The following is a 14983-nucleotide window of genomic DNA, read 5'->3' as shown; positions in this document are numbered from 1 at the left end:
CTGCAAGGGTTGAAAATCCCCACATGTGGAACCATATCCACAGAGCACTTTGAGGATTTCCATGTCCGGACATACCCCCCTGCCAGCCACCCCCATTGACCTGCCACTGTTGCCGTTGCGCGATGTGGTGGTGTTTCCCCACATGGTGATCCCGCTTTTCGTGGGCCGTCCCAAGAGCATCAAGGCGCTTGAGATGGCCATGGAGGCCGACCGCCGCATCATGCTGGTCGCCCAGAAGGCTGCCGCCAAGGATGAGCCCTCGGTGTCCGACATGTTCGACGTCGGCTGCGTCTCCACCATCTTGCAGATGCTCAAGCTGCCTGATGGCACCGTCAAGGTGCTGGTCGAGGGCCAGCAGCGCGCGCAGGTGACCTCCATCGACGACACCGAAACGCATTTCATGGCCACGGTCACGCCGGTTGAAGCCACGCCGGAAGCCAACAAGCCCAGCGAAATCGAAGCCCTGCGCCGTGCTGTGATGCAACAGTTTGACCAGTACGTCAAACTCAACAAGAAGATCCCGCCCGAGATCCTCACGTCGATCTCCAGCATCGATGATCCCGGCCGCCTGGCCGATACCATCGCCGCCCACCTGCCGCTCAAGCTCGAAAACAAGCAGGTGGTGCTGGACCTGTCCGATGTGAAGGCGCGCCTCGAAAACCTGTTCGAGCAGCTCGACCGCGAGGTGGACATCCTCAACGTGGACAAGAAGATCCGCGGCCGCGTGAAGCGCCAGATGGAGAAGAACCAGCGCGACTTCTATCTGAACGAGCAGGTCAAGGCCATCCAGAAGGAGCTGGGCGAAGGCGACGAAGGCGCCGACATCGAGGAGATCGAGAAAAAGATCAAGCTCGCCAAGATGCCTGCCGAAGCGCGCAAGAAGGCCGATGCCGAGCTCAAGAAGCTCAAGCTCATGTCGCCCATGTCGGCCGAGGCCACTGTGGTGCGCAACTACATCGACGTGCTCACCGCGCTGCCCTGGAGCAAGAAGACCAAGATCAAGCACGACCTGGTGAATGCCGAGGGCGTGCTGAACGAAGACCACTACGGCCTCGACAAGGTCAAGGACCGCATCCTTGAATACCTTGCGGTGCAGCAGCGCGTGGACAAGGTGAAGGCGCCCATCCTGTGCCTGGTGGGCCCGCCGGGCGTGGGCAAGACCTCGCTGGGCCAGTCGATTGCCAAGGCCACCGGGCGCAAGTACGTGCGCATGGCCCTGGGCGGCATGCGTGACGAGGCCGAGATCCGCGGGCACCGCCGTACCTACATCGGCGCGCTGCCGGGCAAGGTGCTGCAGAGCCTGTCCAAGGTGGGCACGCGCAATCCGCTGTTCCTGCTCGACGAGATCGACAAGCTGGGCACGGACTTCCGGGGCGACCCGTCGAGTGCGCTGCTGGAGGTGCTGGACCCCGAGCAGAACCACACCTTCGGGGACCATTACGTCGAGGTCGACTTTGACCTGACCGACGTGATGTTCGTGGCGACGTCCAACTCCATGAACATCCCGCCGGCCCTGCTCGACCGCATGGAAGTGATCCGCCTGTCGGGCTACACCGAGGACGAGAAGACCAGCATCGCCATGAAGTACCTGCTGCCCAAGCAGCTCAAGAACAATGGCGTGAAGGACGAGGAGCTGCTGATCACGGAACCCGCCGTGCGCGACATGGTGCGGTACTACACCCGGGAAGCGGGTGTGCGTTCGCTGGAGCGCGAACTCTCCAAGATCTGCCGCAAAGTGGTCAAGGGCCTGCAGCTCAAGAAGCTCACGCCCCAGGTGGTGGTGACGGCCGACAACCTGCCCGACTTTCTGGGTGTGCGCAAATACACCTATGGTCGTGCCGAGCAGCAAAACCAGGTGGGGCAGGTCGTAGGCCTGGCCTGGACCGAGGTGGGCGGCGACCTGCTGACCATCGAAGCCGCCATCATGCCCGGCAAGGGCGTGATCACGCGCACCGGCTCGCTGGGCGATGTGATGAAGGAGTCGGTGGAGGCTGCACGCACGGTGGTGCGCAGCCGCGCGCGCATTCTGGGCATCAAGGATGAAGCGTTCGAGAAGCGCGACATTCACATCCACGTGCCAGACGGCGCCACGCCCAAGGACGGCCCGAGTGCGGGCGCTGCGATGACCACCGCGTTTGTGTCGGCGCTCACGGGCATTCCTGTGCGCGGAGATGTGGCCATGACTGGCGAAATCACGTTGCGTGGAGAAGTCACTGCCATCGGGGGCCTCAAGGAAAAGCTGCTGGCTGCCTTGCGCGGCGGCATCAAGACCGTGTTGATCCCTGAAGAGAACGTGAAGGATCTGCAGGAGATTCCCGACAACGTGAAGAGCGGGCTGGAGATCGTGCCCGTGCGCTGGATCGACAAGGTGCTGGAAGTGGCGCTGGAGAGCAAACCTGTGCCCTTGACGGACGAAGAGGTGGCGGTGGTGGCACCGGCTCCGGCCGAAAAAGCAGCCGCCTCGTCGGCGGTGGCCGATGGTTTGAAACATTGAGGCAAAAATTTCTTTGGAGAGCCCCAAAAATGCGCTACAATTCACTCCATCGCAGCAAACGTTGTACAATGTAAGGCTTCGGTAAATGCGGGAATAGCTCAGTTGGTAGAGCGCAACCTTGCCAAGGTTGAGGTCGAGAGTTCGAGACTCTTTTCCCGCTCCAATTTCCAAAAAGGGAAGCAAATGCTTCCCTTTTTTGTCAGAGGAATGTGAATTCCTGGCGCGGTAGCAAAGCGGTTATGCCCCGGATTGCAAATCCGGTTAGTCCGGTTCGACTCCGGACCGCGCCTCCAGATACGGTCTGTACCGTCAGTGGCTCAGAATCTTCCGGGTTCTGTGCTGCGATGAAGATGGACAAGGCTGGTGGGTGATTGGAAATTTTTTGGCTAGCAATCGAATGAAGCCAAAAAATAGCGATATAATTCGAGGCTTGCTGATAAGCTCTGGCAGAAACGTTAGGCGAGGCGGGCAAATGCGGGAATAGCTCAGTTGGTAGAGCGCAACCTTGCCAAGGTTGAGGTCGAGAGTTCGAGACTCTTTTCCCGCTCCAATTTTGAAAAGGGAAGCTTAGGCTTCCCTTTTTTCTTGGTGGCGCAGGGTGTGCTGTTTTCAGGCGGCAACCGTGTAGCCACGGATACGACAGGGCATTGCGCACATGTGCTGCCCGGGTTACGCTGCAACGCAGGTGTGCGCTCAGCAGCCGGCGCCCCGATGGTGAAATTGGTAGACACTGCGGACTTAAAATCCGCCGCTTTCCTGAAAAGGGGCGTGCCGGTTCGACCCCGGCTCGGGGCACCACGAAGAGCCTGTTCAATGTCTTTTTGGAGATCGCATTGGAGTGCAATCGGGATGAGTGGATGTTCCGGCTGCGCAGTATGGGCTTATGCCCATGCAAGCAGCCGGGGCGTCCAATCGCCCGATCTCACTCCAACCCTTCGGGCAAGTGCCTTGCCGGGCGGTCTGCGGCGTTGCGGCGCTTGCCAATAGCCAAGCTATTGGCTGCGCACCGCGCCTAGCAGCCCATCCCGGCCAGGGACTTGTGCGACTCCAAAAAGACATTGAACAGGCTCTAGGATTCAATCATGTCAAGTTACAACGCTCCCTTTGAAATCCACGTCCACGGACAGGTCCCCTTGCGCGCAGATGTGAGTTTTGACCAGCTCCAGGAAGCGCTCAAACCATTGTGGAAATACGCTGGAGCCCGTTCGCTGGCCGATGGCGCTGCCAGTGCCTATGAGGAAGAGCCGGGCATCAAGTTTGATGCGCAAGAGCACCTGCTGCAGATGTGCTGGACGGTCCGGGGCGATGAAGACTTTCGCCAGTCGCTGGACGAAATGTGCATGAGCCTCAACGAACTGGCTGAGCAGGGGGCGGCCATCGAGGTCACGTTCTACGACGCCGACTTTGACGAGGAAGAGGAAGAGCAGGGCGCCGAGTCGCGCGACGACTTTGTGATGCTGTTCGTCGGCCCCACCCCCGCCGCCATCATGCAGGTGCAGCGTGATTTGTTGGTGCAGGACGTGGTGAACATGATGGAGCGCCACTTTGATGGCGCCGAGCTGGGCGGCGTGGTTGCGGAGATCGACAAGCTGTTCAGCCAGCGTTTTGATGCGCTGGTGAACTCGCTGGAAATCGGCAAACCCCCGCGCGGTCCGGGCGGGCCGGGCAGCAGTGGCCATGGCGGCGGTGGTGGTCGCCGCCCGCGCCATTTGCACTGATCTGCGCGGAGCGCCCTATCGCGGCGCGCTGGTCAGGGGCGCTCTGAACTGCTGAGCATTTTTCTTGCCCAGCGGGCAGAGTCTCCGAGCCGTTGACCCCGGCGTGCTCTTATCGTGCCAGTCCATGCCGCCGTGCCGCTCACGTCTGCCGCAGCCTTCATCCCCATGAGCACTGATCTTCCTTATCTGCGTTCCTACCCTGCTTCGCTGCAGGACCAAGCGCGCGATCTGCTGGCACAAGGAAAGCTCGGTGCGGTGCTGCAGCGCAAGTACCCCGCCGTCCATGCCGTGCGCAGCGACAAGGCGCTGTATGACTACACGCAGGAGCTGAAGGCGCGCTACCTGCGCAACGCGGGCACGGTCAACAAGGTGCTGTTCGACAACAAGATCCATGTGGTGCGCCATGCGCTGGGTTTGCACACGGCGGTGTCGCGTGTGCAGGGAAATCGCTTGACGGCCAAGCATGAGATCCGCATTGCCGCGATGTTCAAGCAGGCGCCCGATGAGTTTCTGCGCATGATCGTGGTCCACGAACTGGCCCACCTGCGCGAAAAGGACCACGACAAAGCCTTCTACCAGCTGTGCACCCACATGGAGCCGCAGTACCACCAGTACGAGTTCGACCTGCGCCTGTACCTCACGCATGTGGAAAACGCGGGCACCCGGCTGTGGGGTGTGGAGCAGCCCTGAGGGCCGTGAAACCAAGCCTGAATTGCTATTATTTTGGTAGCTATTCGGGCTTGATAGGCGCGCGCAGAGGCCAGTTTTTACATTGAATCAGGGCACCTGCACGGACTGGCAGCAGCTCGCGGGCAGGTCCAGCCAGCGCTGCGCGGCAGCCTCGAGCATGGTGACGGGGCCTGTGGTCAGCAGTTGCACCGGGGGCGTGGACGCTGCCGGCGGTGCGGGGGGCTGGCCCGGCCGAGTATCTGCGGGCACATGCAGCAGACCAGCGGCCTCCAGCAGGCGCCGCGTCTGGCGTGCAACGGGTTCGCCGGTTTCGATGAACTGCACGCCGGGCCCCACCAGAGCGCGCAGCTCGTGGGCCACAAAGATGTAGTGCGTGCAGCCTAGTACCAGGGTGTCCATCTGCCCCGGGGCGGTGCCAAAGCTGCCCATGGCCTGGACATAACGCACGCACAGCGCGCCGGTCTCTGTGGCATCGACGGGGCTGCCCGGGGTGGCCACTGGCAGCGCCACGCTGCGCTCGATGGCATGGGCCAGGCCGTCACAGGGTTGCACCACAAAATGCGCCTGGTCATTCAGTGAGGCCATGAGCTTGCCGAACTTCGCACTGGTCAGCGTGCCCCGCGTGCCGATCACGCCCACATGCCCGGTCTTGGTCACCGCCAGCGCGGGCTTGATGGCTGGCTCCAGGCCCACCAGGGGCAATGTGGGGTGGCTGCTGCGCACCTCGTGGATGGCGGCTGCCGTGGCGGTGTTGCAGGCCACCACCAAGGCCTTGATGTGGTGCTGCTCGCGCAGGTACTGCGTGATGGCATGGGTGCGGGCGGCCACAAAGGCATCGCCGCGCTCGCCATAGGGTGCGTTGGCGCTGTCTGCCAGGTACACGAAACGCTCGTGGGGCATGGTGGCCAGCAGGGCGCGCAGCACGCTCAGCCCACCGACGCCACTGTCAAAAACACCGATGGGAAAAGAGGCCTGCGGCATCGAGAAACCAAGCTCTGGCAGTTAGACGAAAGCGTGGATTGTAGGAAAGACGCAGCCTTCGTGCCCGAGTGGGCTGGACCCCCAAAAAAAACCGCCCGAAGGCGGTTGGGGGAGTCATTGTCCTTGCGCCAGCGTCGAGTCTGGCGCCAGGGCGATGTCGGGTGAGGCCTCAGGCCGCAGCGACACCGATGCCCTTGAACTCGCCCGAGGCGATGCGCTTTTGCCACTCGGCCGGGCCGGTGATGTGGGCGCTGGTGCCGCCGGCGTCCACGGCCACGGTCACGGGCATGTCCACCACGTCAAACTCGTAGATGGCTTCCATGCCCAGGTCTTCAAAGCCCACGACCTTGGCGGTCTTGATGGCCTTGGAGACCAGGTAGGCGGCGCCGCCCACGGCCATCAGGTAGGCGCTCTGGTGCTTCTTGATGGCCTCGATGGCGACCGGGCCGCGCTCGGCCTTGCCCACCATGGCGATCAGGCCGGTCTGGGCCAGCATCATCTCGGTGAAGCCGTCCATGCGCGTGGCGGTGGTGGGGCCTGCGGGGCCCACGGCCTCGCCCTTCACGGGGTCTACAGGGCCCACGTAGTAAATGATGCGGTTGGTGAAGTCCACGGGCAGCTTCTCGCCCTTGGCCAGCATGTCCTGGATGCGCTTGTGCGCGGCATCGCGGCCGGTCAGCATCTTGCCGTTGAGCAGCAGCGTGTCGCCGGGCTTCCAGCTGGCGACTTCTTCCTTGGTCAGCGTGTCGAGGTTGACCTTCTTGCTCTTGTTGTAGTCCGGCGCCCAGTCCACGTTGGGCCACAGGTCGAGGCTCGGGGGCGTGAGGTACACGGGGCCCGAGCCGTCCATCACGAAGTGCGCGTGGCGCGTGGCGGCGCAGTTGGGGATCATCGCAATCGGTTTGCTGGCCGCGTGCGTGGGGTACATCTTGATCTTGACGTCCAGCACCGTGGTCAGGCCACCCAGGCCTTGGGCGCCAATGCCCAGGGCGTTGACCTTTTCAAACAGCTCCAGGCGCAACTTTTCGACATTGTCGAGTTCGGCCCCGCTGGCTTGCTTGGCCTGCAGTTCGTACATGTCCAGGTCGTCCATCAGGCTTTCCTTGGCCATGAGCACGGCCTTCTCGGCCGTGCCGCCAATGCCGATGCCCAGCATGCCGGGCGGGCACCAGCCAGCGCCCATGGTGGGCACGGTCTTGAGCACCCAGTCCACCACGTTGTCGCCGGGGTTGAGCATGTACATCTTGGACTTGTTCTCCGAGCCGCCGCCCTTGGCTGCCACCGTCACGTCCACGGTGTTGCCGGGCACGATCTCGGTGAAGATCACGGCCGGGGTGTTGTCCTTGGTGTTCTTGCGGGCGAACTGGGGGTCGGCAACGACCGAGGCGCGCAGCGTGTTGTCGGGGTGGTTGTAGCCACGGCGCACGCCTTCGTTGATGGCGTCGTCCAGGCTGCCGGTGAAGCCTTCCCAGCGCACGTCCATGCCCACCTTCAGGAACACATTGACGATGCCGGTGTCCTGGCAGATGGGGCGCTGGCCGGTGGCGCTCATCTTGCTGTTGGTGAGGATCTGGGCGATCGCATCCTTGGCCGCTGGGCTCTTTTCGCGCTCGTAGGCGCGGGCCAGGTGGGCGATGTAGTCGGTGGGGTGGTAGTAGCTGATGTACTGCAGCGCGCCGGCAATGGATTCGATCAGGTCTTCTTGGCGAATGGTCGTCGTGGTCATGGCGGTGGGGGTTTTAGGGAAAACGCGAACCCCGAATTATCCCCCGCCGGGCTTGCGTGGTCCTGTCAGGGGCCATGGCGGGTGGTGGCGGGTGCTAGCGGGTGCTGGCGGGTGCTGGCGGGTGCTGGCGGGGTGCTGGCGGGTGCTGGCGCGCCGTGGCCCGGGGTGGGTATGCTGCGGTCTGGTGTTTCGTTCCACCCCCCATCTGCTCGCAGAGCGGCAAGGCCCACCCGTGAAAACCTCCACCCCCCGCCCCGACCGCAGTCCGCACCGAAAAAGACACTTTCGGCCCCATCGATGTCCCGGCCGACCGGCTGTGGGGCGCGCAGACACAGCGCTCGCTGCACCACTTCGCCATCTCGGGCGAGCGCATGGCGCCCGAGCTGATCCGCGCGCTGGCGCAGGTCAAGCGGGCCAGCGCCTATGTGAATAACGCGCTGGGCCTGCTGGATGCGGCCAAGACCACGGCCATTGTGGCGGCGGCGGACGAGGTGATTGGCGGTGGCCACCTGCAGGAGTTTCCGCTGGTGGTGTGGCAGACCGGCTCGGGCACGCAGACCAACATGAACATGAACGAGGTGCTGGCCAACCGCGCAAGCGAGTTGCTGGGTGGCCCGCGTGGCGAGGCCCGGTTGGTGCACCCCAATGACGAGGTGAACAAGAGCCAGTCGAGCAACGACGTGTTCCCCACCGCCATGCACCTGGCGGCGGTGGACGCGCTGATGCACCGCCTGCTGCCTGCGCTGCACGGCCTGCGCACCACGCTGGCGGCCAAGGCGAAGGCGTTTGACGGCATCGTGAAGATTGGCCGCACGCACCTGCAGGACGCCACGCCCCTCACGCTGGGCCAGGAGATTTCGGGCTGGGTGGCGCAGCTGCAGCATGGCGAGCAACATGTGCGCGCCGCGCTGCCCCACCTGGGAGAGCTGGCCTTGGGTGGCACAGCGGTGGGCACGGGGCTCAATGCCCCGGCCGGTTATGCGCAGGCCGTGGCCAAGGAGCTGGCCGACCTGACCGGCCTGCCGTTGGTCACCGCCCCCAACAAGTTCGAGGCCCTGGCCAGTTGCGATGCGCTGGTGCATGCCCATGGCGCACTCAAGACCCTGGCGGCCAGCCTGATGAAGATTGCCAACGACGTGCGCTGGCTGGCCAGCGGCCCGCGCAGCGGGCTGGGCGAGATCATCATCCCCGAGAACGAGCCGGGCTCGTCCATCATGCCGGGCAAGGTCAACCCCACGCAGTGCGAGGCGCTGACCATGCTGTGCGCGCAGGTGCTGGGCAACGACGTGGCCATCAACATCGGTGGGGCCTCGGGCAACTTCGAGCTGAACGTGTTCCGCCCGATGGTGATCCACAACTTTCTGCAGAGCGTGCGCTTGCTGGCCGACGGCATGGCCAGCTTCAACGAGCACTGCGCCGTCGGCATCGAGCCGAACCAGGCGCGCATCAACGACCTGGTGGAGCAGTCGCTGATGCTGGTGACCGCGCTCAACCCCCACATCGGCTACGACAAGGCCGCCTTCATCGCCAAGAAGGCGCACAAGGAGGGCACCAGCCTGCGCGCCGCCGCCATCGCGTCGGGCCACGTGACGGGCGAGCAGTTTGACCAGTGGGTCGTGCCTGGGCAGATGGTGGGGCGTTGAGCCTGCGCGGCCTCTGCGGCGAAGGCGGATTTTGTGGCAAAAAATGCCGCTACCGCCCGCTCTGATTGCCTTTTAAGCTATTGAAATAATAGCTATCGTGCCTGGGCCGTCGAAACCTGCTACCCATCAGGTCGCTGGCGGGCCCTCGTGGTTCGGGTCCAGCGCAAAGCCCACGCCATACACCGACCGGATCCAGTCGCTGCCATCTCCACTGGCCGCTTTGAGCTTCTTGCGCAGGTTCTTGATGTGGCTGTCGATGGCGCGTTCGTTCACATCCAGCGTGTCGTCATAGGCCTGGTCCAGCAATTGGGCGCGCGAGAAGATGCGCCCGCGCTGGCGCGCCAGCACTTGCAGCAGGCGGAACTCGCGCCGCGTGAGCCCGAGTGGTGTGCCGTGCAGCGTGGCCTGCCAGTGTGATTCGTCCAGCACCAGCGCCGCCACCGTGGTGGTGGCCGTCGGTGGCTCCTGCGCTGCAGCGCTGCGGCGCAGCACGGCCTTGACGCGGGCCACCACCTCGCGCGGCGAAAACGGCTTGCAGATGTAGTCGTCTGCGCCCAGTTCCAGGCCGATCAGGCGGTCCACCTCTTCCACGCGGGCAGTGAGCATGATGATGGGGTGCTGCGTATGGCGCCGCGCCTGGCGCAATATCTCCAGACCGTCCATGCCGGGCAGCATGATGTCGAGCAGCGTGAGGTCCGGCGGCGCAGCCACGATGCTGGCGAGGGCTGCGCGGCCTTCGGCCTGGTGCTCCACCGTGTAGCCCGCGTGGCGCAGGTAGTCCACCACGATGGCGGCGATGTCGGGTTCGTCTTCGACGACGAGGATGCGGGGGCTCATGGGGCGGTGTTGTCCAGAAGAGGCAAGGTCAGCGTGATGCGCAGGCCGCCCAAAGGGGATGTATCGGCCGTCAGCGTGCCGCCATGCGCGAGCACGATGGCGCGGCAGATCGCCAGGCCCAGGCCCGAGCCGCCGTGGTCGCGGTTGCGCGAGGTCTCGGCGCGGTACAGGCGGTCAAAGATGCGCGGCAGCTCGTGCGCGGGCACGCCGGGCGCGCTGTCGTCGAGCTGCACCTGCACGCGGGGGGCGCCGCCGGGCGTAGTGGCGGGCACTTCGCTGGCGCTGATTTGCAGCAGGCCACCGGCATCCGTGTAGCGCAGGCTGTTCTCCAGCAGGTTCAAGAACACCTGGTGCAGCTGCTGCGCGTCGCCCAGCACCAGGGGCGCAGGCACCTGTGTGGCCAGCGTGTCCAGGCCCGTGGTGTCCACCCCAATGCCCGCCTGCGCCAGGCGCGGACGCATGGAGGCCAGCGCTTCGGCCAGCAGCGACAGCGGGTGCACGGGCACCTGGGCCGAGGGCGCGCTGGTGCCAGCCGCATCCAGGCTGGCGCGCAGGTCGTCCACCAGCTGGATCAGGCGCATCACCTGCCGGTGCAGGCGCAGCGCGGTCTTGTCGTCAAAGGGGCGGATGCCGTCCTGCACGGCCTCGATCTCGGCGCGCATGGCGGCCAGGGGGGTGCGCAGCTCGTGGGCCACGTCGCCCAGCCACTGGCGGCGGCTGGCCTCGATGCTGCTCAGTTGTTCGGCCATGGTGTTGAAGGTGCGAGCCAGCTGGGCCAGTTCGTCGTTGCCGTGCACGGGCACGCGGGTGTGCAGGGCGCCTTGCGCAATGCCGCGTGCGCCGGCGGCCAGAGCCTCGACCGGGCCCAGCCAGCGCCGCGCCAGCCAGCCCGACAGCAGCAGTGCCAGCGCCAGCCCGGCCAGGCCTGTCCAGGCCACAAAACCCAGGTGCTGGGCCAGGAAGGCCTGGTCGGCCTCGCTGCGCACACCCTGGGGCGGCGCCAGCACCAGGTGGCCGATGGTCTTGCCGCCCTCGCCGCGCAGCGCCAGGCGCGCGCCGCCGGGCTGGGGCGCGGTGCCCACCACCAGGCGCTCCTGCGCGTCGAGCAGGCCCAGGCGGGGGTAGATGTCGTCGGTGGGGCGCTGGGATGGCGGCGGGCCGCTCCGGCCCTGGCTGCGCAGGTCGTCGGGCGGTGGGGGCGGAGGGGCCGACTCTGCCTGGCCTGGGGGCGGGCCGGGCCGTAACTCGTATGCACTGCCGGGGTCGCCAGAGGGCGGCGGGCCGGGGCGGCGCGGGCCGCCGCCGGGGTGGCTGAGGCGGCCCCACAAGGTGGACTGGTTGCGCAGGCTGTCCCATCCGCCCGCCTGCGTGTGGTGGGCCTGCAGGCGCTCGGCCAGCCAGTCCATGCGCGCCAGCTCGATCTCGGCCACATACGGCCCCAGGCCCCGCTGCAGGCCCAGGCGCGAGAAGCCCGCAAAAATCAGCAGCAGGGCCACGAGCAGGGCGGCCAGGGCGATGAAGGCTTTGCGGTGCAGGGTCAGGTGGGGCATGGGGCTGGGGTGGCGGTCTGCGATCAGCGGGCAGGTGGCGGGCCGCCCGCGCCGCCGGGGCCACCGGGCCCGCCTGCGGGCATGGCCACCAGGGTGCCGTTCATTGTGCGGCATGTGCCGGCCAGGGTTTTGCCGTCCGGCATGGTCAGCGTGACGGACGCGCCTTCGGCCTTGCCCTTGCAGGCGGCATAGGCCTCGGGCGGTGGTGCGGGCGGGGTGCCGCCACGCTCCGGCTGGGCCCAGGCGGCGACGCTGGTGGCGCCCAGAGCCAGAAGGGCCAGGCGGGCGAGAGAGCTGCGAATCAGGGACATGGGGGTTGCCTTGTGGAAGAGAGGGGTTGGAGTCAGGTCGCGATCGAAATCGTGATGCTGGCCGCGTAGCCGCCGCCGCTGTTGGCCTGCATGGTGGTCATCTCCAGCGTGGTGCCGTCGCTGAAGACGTTGTCGGTGGCGAAGGTGATGGAGGCCAGGTTGCGCACGCTGGCGCTGTAGCCCGCATTGCTGCTGTAAATGCTGCTGAGCAGCGCGGTGGGGAAGGCCAGCTGCGTGGTCTTGACCTTGTTGCGTGCGTTGCTGGCGGCGGTGAGGCTCGGGTACACCTCCAGGTGCATATGGGGCATGCGGCCTGCGTAGCAGCCGGGCACGATGGTGGTGAAGGTGACGGTGCCGCTGGCATCGGTGGCCTGCACGCCGCGCAGGTAGTTGTCGGCGATGTTGTTGGAGGTGTAGACCGAGTAGTTGCCGTCCTGCGTGCAGTGCCACAGGTAGATGGCGTAGCCCGCCAGCGGGGCGCAGCTGGCCTGGGTGTTGGTCAGCGTGATGGTGATGGTGAGCGGCACGCCCCCGACTTGGGTGGATGAGCCGATGGAGCTGCGGATGTCCGAGCGCACGATGCCGCTGAGCGCCAGCACGTTGTAGGTGTTGTTGCTGGCGGTGGAGCCGTCGGCGGGGTAGGGCCCGGCGGTTTCCTCGGGGACCACCGAGCAGGTGGTGGTGGTGCCCGTTCCGGTTCCGGTCCCAGTGCCTGTACCGGTGCCCGTACCGGTACCGGTTCCCGTGCCTGAGGCATCGGTGGTGTCCGTGGCGGCCGTGTCACTGCCCCCGCCGCCACAGCCCCACAGGGTGGCCACACCCAGCGAGCCCAGGGCGCTCAGGGCAAAACGGCGGTTGGCAGAGGCCTGCGCGGCAAGGGCGAGGGGAGCGGGGGGATGGGGGAGGTGGTCCATGGATTTCTCCTGCAAGTGGGAACAGTGGGGGGATGGCCTGCACTGTGCCGCCCGATTGGGGAGAAATCTGGGAGCGGGAGGATGGGGGTGAAATTGCTATCGTATTGATAGCTTCTTGGGCATATCTGTTGCGCGGTAAGCCCTGTTTTTGCTCGAATTTCTGGTTCCTGTGCCGTTCTATGGCGCCGTTGAACAGCGCAGTTCACCAGACCCGGGCCGGGCCACGGCCGCCCTGGGGCGCCCTATGGCGCCGCGCGGGTAGAGGCGTGGCGGCACTGGAACGGGCGGTCGCTGCGCGCGATGTCGTCGCTGCCGCATTGCCACTGGCGGATGTCGGTCTGCTTTTGGCGGGTGCGCAGCAGCGGGGTGTAGACCAGGTGCTTGCCCGCCAGTGCTGCGCCCTCTGGGCCGCCCACGCCCACGCCCTCGGCAATCGTCAGCCGTACCACGCCGCTGGCGGGGTCGATGCTCAGGGCCTGGAAGCCCGCAGGCAGGCGTTCGGTCGGGCCGGACGGCCCCAGGCCGATGGCGGCCGCGCTGGGCGGGAACTTGCCTGTGCTGCGGTAGTGGTTCTCCACCAGCTGCAGTACCACCCGCGCCGCGCCGTCGAGCTGGCGCACGGTATCGCGCTGGGGGTTGGCGGGCTCGCTGCGGGGGCTCCACAGCACCAGCGCCACCACAACAGCCAGGCCCAGCACCGCCATGCCGCCCAGCACCACCAGCCCCTTGAGGAACCAGCCGGGCCCCGGGGCGTTGGCAATCGCCTCGCGGATGGCGGCATCGTCTGCATCGCGCGCGACCACAAAGGTGCCCGTTATGGAGCTGTGCAGTCCGCGTTCACCAAACAGCGCCGTGAGCAGGCGGTGCAGCAAAAACGGCACGGCCAGCGTGAGTCCGAGGGTGAGCGAGTATTTCAGGAAGTGCCTGAGCGCCGAACGTGCCGCGCCCGGCCGCTCTCCCGTGCGGGTGACCACCCGCATGCCCAGCGCCCGCTTGCCGAAAGAGCCTGCGCCCAGCGCATCCATCAGCCCAGGCAGGAACAGCCCCAGGGCGCCCAGCGCCAGCGCGGCGGCCAGCAGGGGACCGGGTGGTACGCCTTCAAGGGCGCTGCTGGCCAGTGCCCAGGCGGTCAGCAGGGCCGCCGGTACAGCCGCCATGGCCAGGCCATCGATCAGCGTGGCCCCCAGGCGTGCGAGCATGCTGGGGAAAACGGTCGCCTGCGCGTGAGCCTTTGGGGCGGAGGACGGCTGCGAATGTGGTCGAAGGCGTGCCTTGTCGGGAGCCGCCCCTGCAGCGCGCGGGCCTGGCCCCTCACCCGCTGCAGCCAGCGGCGCGTTGCAGCTGAAGCAGTGGGTGTACGAGGCCGGGTTCTGCCAGTTGCACTGCAGGCATTGCATGGCGCTGCGGTGGCCGGGGGCCTCAGTGGTGGCTTGCCGCAGGGGCCGTGTGCGACATCAACCGGTCGGTCAGCGCAATGGCCAGGGCACTTAGCAGGAACACGGTGTGGATGATGGTCTGCCACATCAGCACCTTGACGTCGTAGTTGGCCGCGTTGATGAAGGTCTTGAGCAGATGGATGGAGCTGATGCCGATGATGGCGGTGGCCAGCTTGACCTTGAGCACAGAGGCGTTCACGTGGCTCAGCCATTCGGGCTGGTCGGGGTGGTCTTCCAGGTGCAGGCGCGAAACAAAGGTTTCGTAGCCGCCCACAATCACCATGATCAGCAGGTTGGAGATCATGACCACGTCGATCAGGGCCAGCACGACCAGCATGATGATGGTCTCGTTGAGCGCGGTGACCTCGAAATCGCTCTTGTAGCCAATGCTGGAGACCAGGCTCTTGAGCGCCGCCGTGTTGCCAAAGGCGGCTTCGATCAGGTGCACCAGCTCCACCCAGAAGTGGAAGACATACACCGCCTGCGCCAGAATCAGGCCCAGGTACAGAGGGAGCTGTAGCCAGCGGCTGGCAAAAATCAGCGAGGGCAGGGGGCGCATTGGCAAGGGGGAGGCGGAGTTTTTGGGCTGGGACATGGGGATAGTCAGAGGGTCTAGGGTCGCGCGATTTTAGGGGCGTGGAGTGACAGCCCTTTCCCCCAGCGGCTATCCCGGCCCGGTGCAG

At 65.7% G+C, this 14983-nt stretch carries 12 protein-coding genes and 4 tRNA genes; 8 read left to right on the top strand and 8 right to left on the bottom strand.

Annotated elements, in window-relative coordinates:
* Positions 1-61: 61 nt before the first annotated feature.
* The 7 genes from lon to U5N23_RS05270 all read left to right on the top strand — a co-directional run bounded on the left by lon (position 62) and on the right by U5N23_RS05270 (position 4902).
* Entirely contained in the window at positions 62-2494 is a 2433-nt protein-coding gene (lon, locus tag U5N23_RS05300; RefSeq protein WP_322591777.1) for an endopeptidase La, read from the top strand.
* A gap of 87 nt (positions 2495-2581) precedes the next feature.
* Positions 2582-2657 (top strand) — tRNA-Gly (locus U5N23_RS05295).
* 56 nt (positions 2658-2713) lie between these two features.
* Positions 2714-2787: transfer RNA gene (locus tag U5N23_RS05290), tRNA-Cys, on the top strand.
* A 181-nt stretch (positions 2788-2968) separates the two neighbouring features.
* Positions 2969-3044: transfer RNA gene (locus U5N23_RS05285), tRNA-Gly, on the top strand.
* 155 nt (positions 3045-3199) lie between these two features.
* A tRNA-Leu gene (locus tag U5N23_RS05280) sits at positions 3200-3292 on the top strand.
* A 284-nt stretch (positions 3293-3576) separates the two neighbouring features.
* Complete coding sequence (locus U5N23_RS05275; RefSeq protein ID WP_063461795.1) at positions 3577-4212, top strand: DUF6806 family protein; 636 nt, start codon at positions 3577-3579, stop codon at positions 4210-4212.
* 165 nt (positions 4213-4377) lie between these two features.
* Positions 4378-4902, top strand: a complete 525-nt coding sequence (locus U5N23_RS05270) for a M48 family metallopeptidase (RefSeq protein ID WP_322591776.1) — start codon at positions 4378-4380, stop codon at positions 4900-4902.
* Positions 4903-4989: 87 nt separating this feature from the next.
* Here U5N23_RS05270 and murI read toward each other — a convergent pair whose 3' ends face one another.
* On the bottom strand, positions 4990-5883 hold the full coding sequence (gene murI / locus U5N23_RS05265) for a glutamate racemase (RefSeq protein ID WP_322591775.1): 894 nt from the start codon (positions 5881-5883) through the stop codon (positions 4990-4992).
* Positions 5884-6052: 169 nt separating this feature from the next.
* Positions 6053-7609, bottom strand: a complete 1557-nt coding sequence (locus U5N23_RS05260) for a fumarate hydratase (protein ID WP_322591774.1) — start codon at positions 7607-7609, stop codon at positions 6053-6055.
* A gap of 293 nt (positions 7610-7902) precedes the next feature.
* Between U5N23_RS05260 and fumC the strand changes: the two genes are divergently transcribed.
* A complete protein-coding gene (gene fumC / locus U5N23_RS05255) occupies positions 7903-9252 on the top strand; it encodes a class II fumarate hydratase (RefSeq protein WP_322591851.1) in 1350 nt (449 codons plus the stop codon).
* A gap of 126 nt (positions 9253-9378) precedes the next feature.
* Here fumC and U5N23_RS05250 read toward each other — a convergent pair whose 3' ends face one another.
* The 6 genes from U5N23_RS05250 to U5N23_RS05225 all read right to left on the bottom strand — a co-directional run bounded on the left by U5N23_RS05250 (position 9379) and on the right by U5N23_RS05225 (position 14859).
* Positions 9379-10089, bottom strand: a complete 711-nt coding sequence (locus U5N23_RS05250; RefSeq protein WP_322591773.1) for a response regulator — start codon at positions 10087-10089, stop codon at positions 9379-9381.
* On the bottom strand, positions 10086-11639 hold the full coding sequence (locus tag U5N23_RS05245) for an ATP-binding protein (protein ID WP_322591772.1): 1554 nt from the start codon (positions 11637-11639) through the stop codon (positions 10086-10088). Before U5N23_RS05245 ends, U5N23_RS05250 begins: the two co-directional genes overlap by 4 nt.
* 23 nt (positions 11640-11662) lie before the next feature.
* Positions 11663-11950 (bottom strand): hypothetical protein, encoded by a 288-nt coding sequence (locus tag U5N23_RS05240; protein WP_322591771.1) that lies wholly within the window; start codon positions 11948-11950, stop codon positions 11663-11665.
* 32 nt (positions 11951-11982) lie between these two features.
* On the bottom strand, positions 11983-12864 hold the full coding sequence (locus tag U5N23_RS05235) for an intradiol ring-cleavage dioxygenase (protein ID WP_322591770.1): 882 nt from the start codon (positions 12862-12864) through the stop codon (positions 11983-11985).
* 242 nt (positions 12865-13106) lie between these two features.
* The gene (locus U5N23_RS05230) at positions 13107-14063 is read right to left on the bottom strand and encodes an RDD family protein (protein ID WP_322591769.1); all 957 of its coding nucleotides are present in this window, start codon (positions 14061-14063) and stop codon (positions 13107-13109) included.
* Between the two features lie 220 nt (positions 14064-14283).
* Positions 14284-14859 carry a TIGR00645 family protein gene (locus U5N23_RS05225; protein ID WP_416208576.1) on the bottom strand — a complete coding sequence of 192 codons (576 nt, stop codon included), beginning with the start codon at positions 14857-14859 and terminating at the stop codon, positions 14284-14286.
* Positions 14860-14983: the final 124 nt, after the last annotated feature.

It is taken from the genome of Acidovorax sp. (assembly GCF_034519795.1).
GTDB lineage: Bacteria > Pseudomonadota > Gammaproteobacteria > Burkholderiales > Burkholderiaceae_C > Acidovorax.
The sequence above is the reverse complement of the archived record's forward strand: the minus strand, read 5'-3'. Positions and strand labels throughout refer to the sequence as shown.

Bases quoted from the DNA above. Each gene is read 5' to 3' on its own strand.
- U5N23_RS05270 (WP_322591776.1), top strand. From the start codon at position 4,378: ATGAGCACTGATCTTCCTTATCTGCGTTCCTACCCTGCTTCGCTGCAG.
- U5N23_RS05235 (WP_322591770.1), bottom strand. From the start codon at position 12,864: ATGGACCACCTCCCCCATCCCCCCGCTCCCCTCGCCCTTGCCGCGCAG.
- lon (WP_322591777.1), top strand. From the start codon at position 62: ATGTCCGGACATACCCCCCTGCCAGCCACCCCCATTGACCTGCCACTG.
- U5N23_RS05250 (WP_322591773.1), bottom strand. From the start codon at position 10,089: ATGAGCCCCCGCATCCTCGTCGTCGAAGACGAACCCGACATCGCCGCC.
- U5N23_RS05225 (WP_416208576.1), bottom strand. From the start codon at position 14,859: ATGCGCCCCCTGCCCTCGCTGATTTTTGCCAGCCGCTGGCTACAGCTC.
- U5N23_RS05260 (WP_322591774.1), bottom strand. From the start codon at position 7,609: ATGACCACGACGACCATTCGCCAAGAAGACCTGATCGAATCCATTGCC.
- U5N23_RS05230 (WP_322591769.1), bottom strand. From the start codon at position 14,063: ATGCTCGCACGCCTGGGGGCCACGCTGATCGATGGCCTGGCCATGGCG.
- murI (WP_322591775.1), bottom strand. From the start codon at position 5,883: ATGCCGCAGGCCTCTTTTCCCATCGGTGTTTTTGACAGTGGCGTCGGT.
- U5N23_RS05275 (WP_063461795.1), top strand. From the start codon at position 3,577: ATGTCAAGTTACAACGCTCCCTTTGAAATCCACGTCCACGGACAGGTC.
- U5N23_RS05240 (WP_322591771.1), bottom strand. From the start codon at position 11,950: ATGTCCCTGATTCGCAGCTCTCTCGCCCGCCTGGCCCTTCTGGCTCTG.
- U5N23_RS05245 (WP_322591772.1), bottom strand. From the start codon at position 11,639: ATGCCCCACCTGACCCTGCACCGCAAAGCCTTCATCGCCCTGGCCGCC.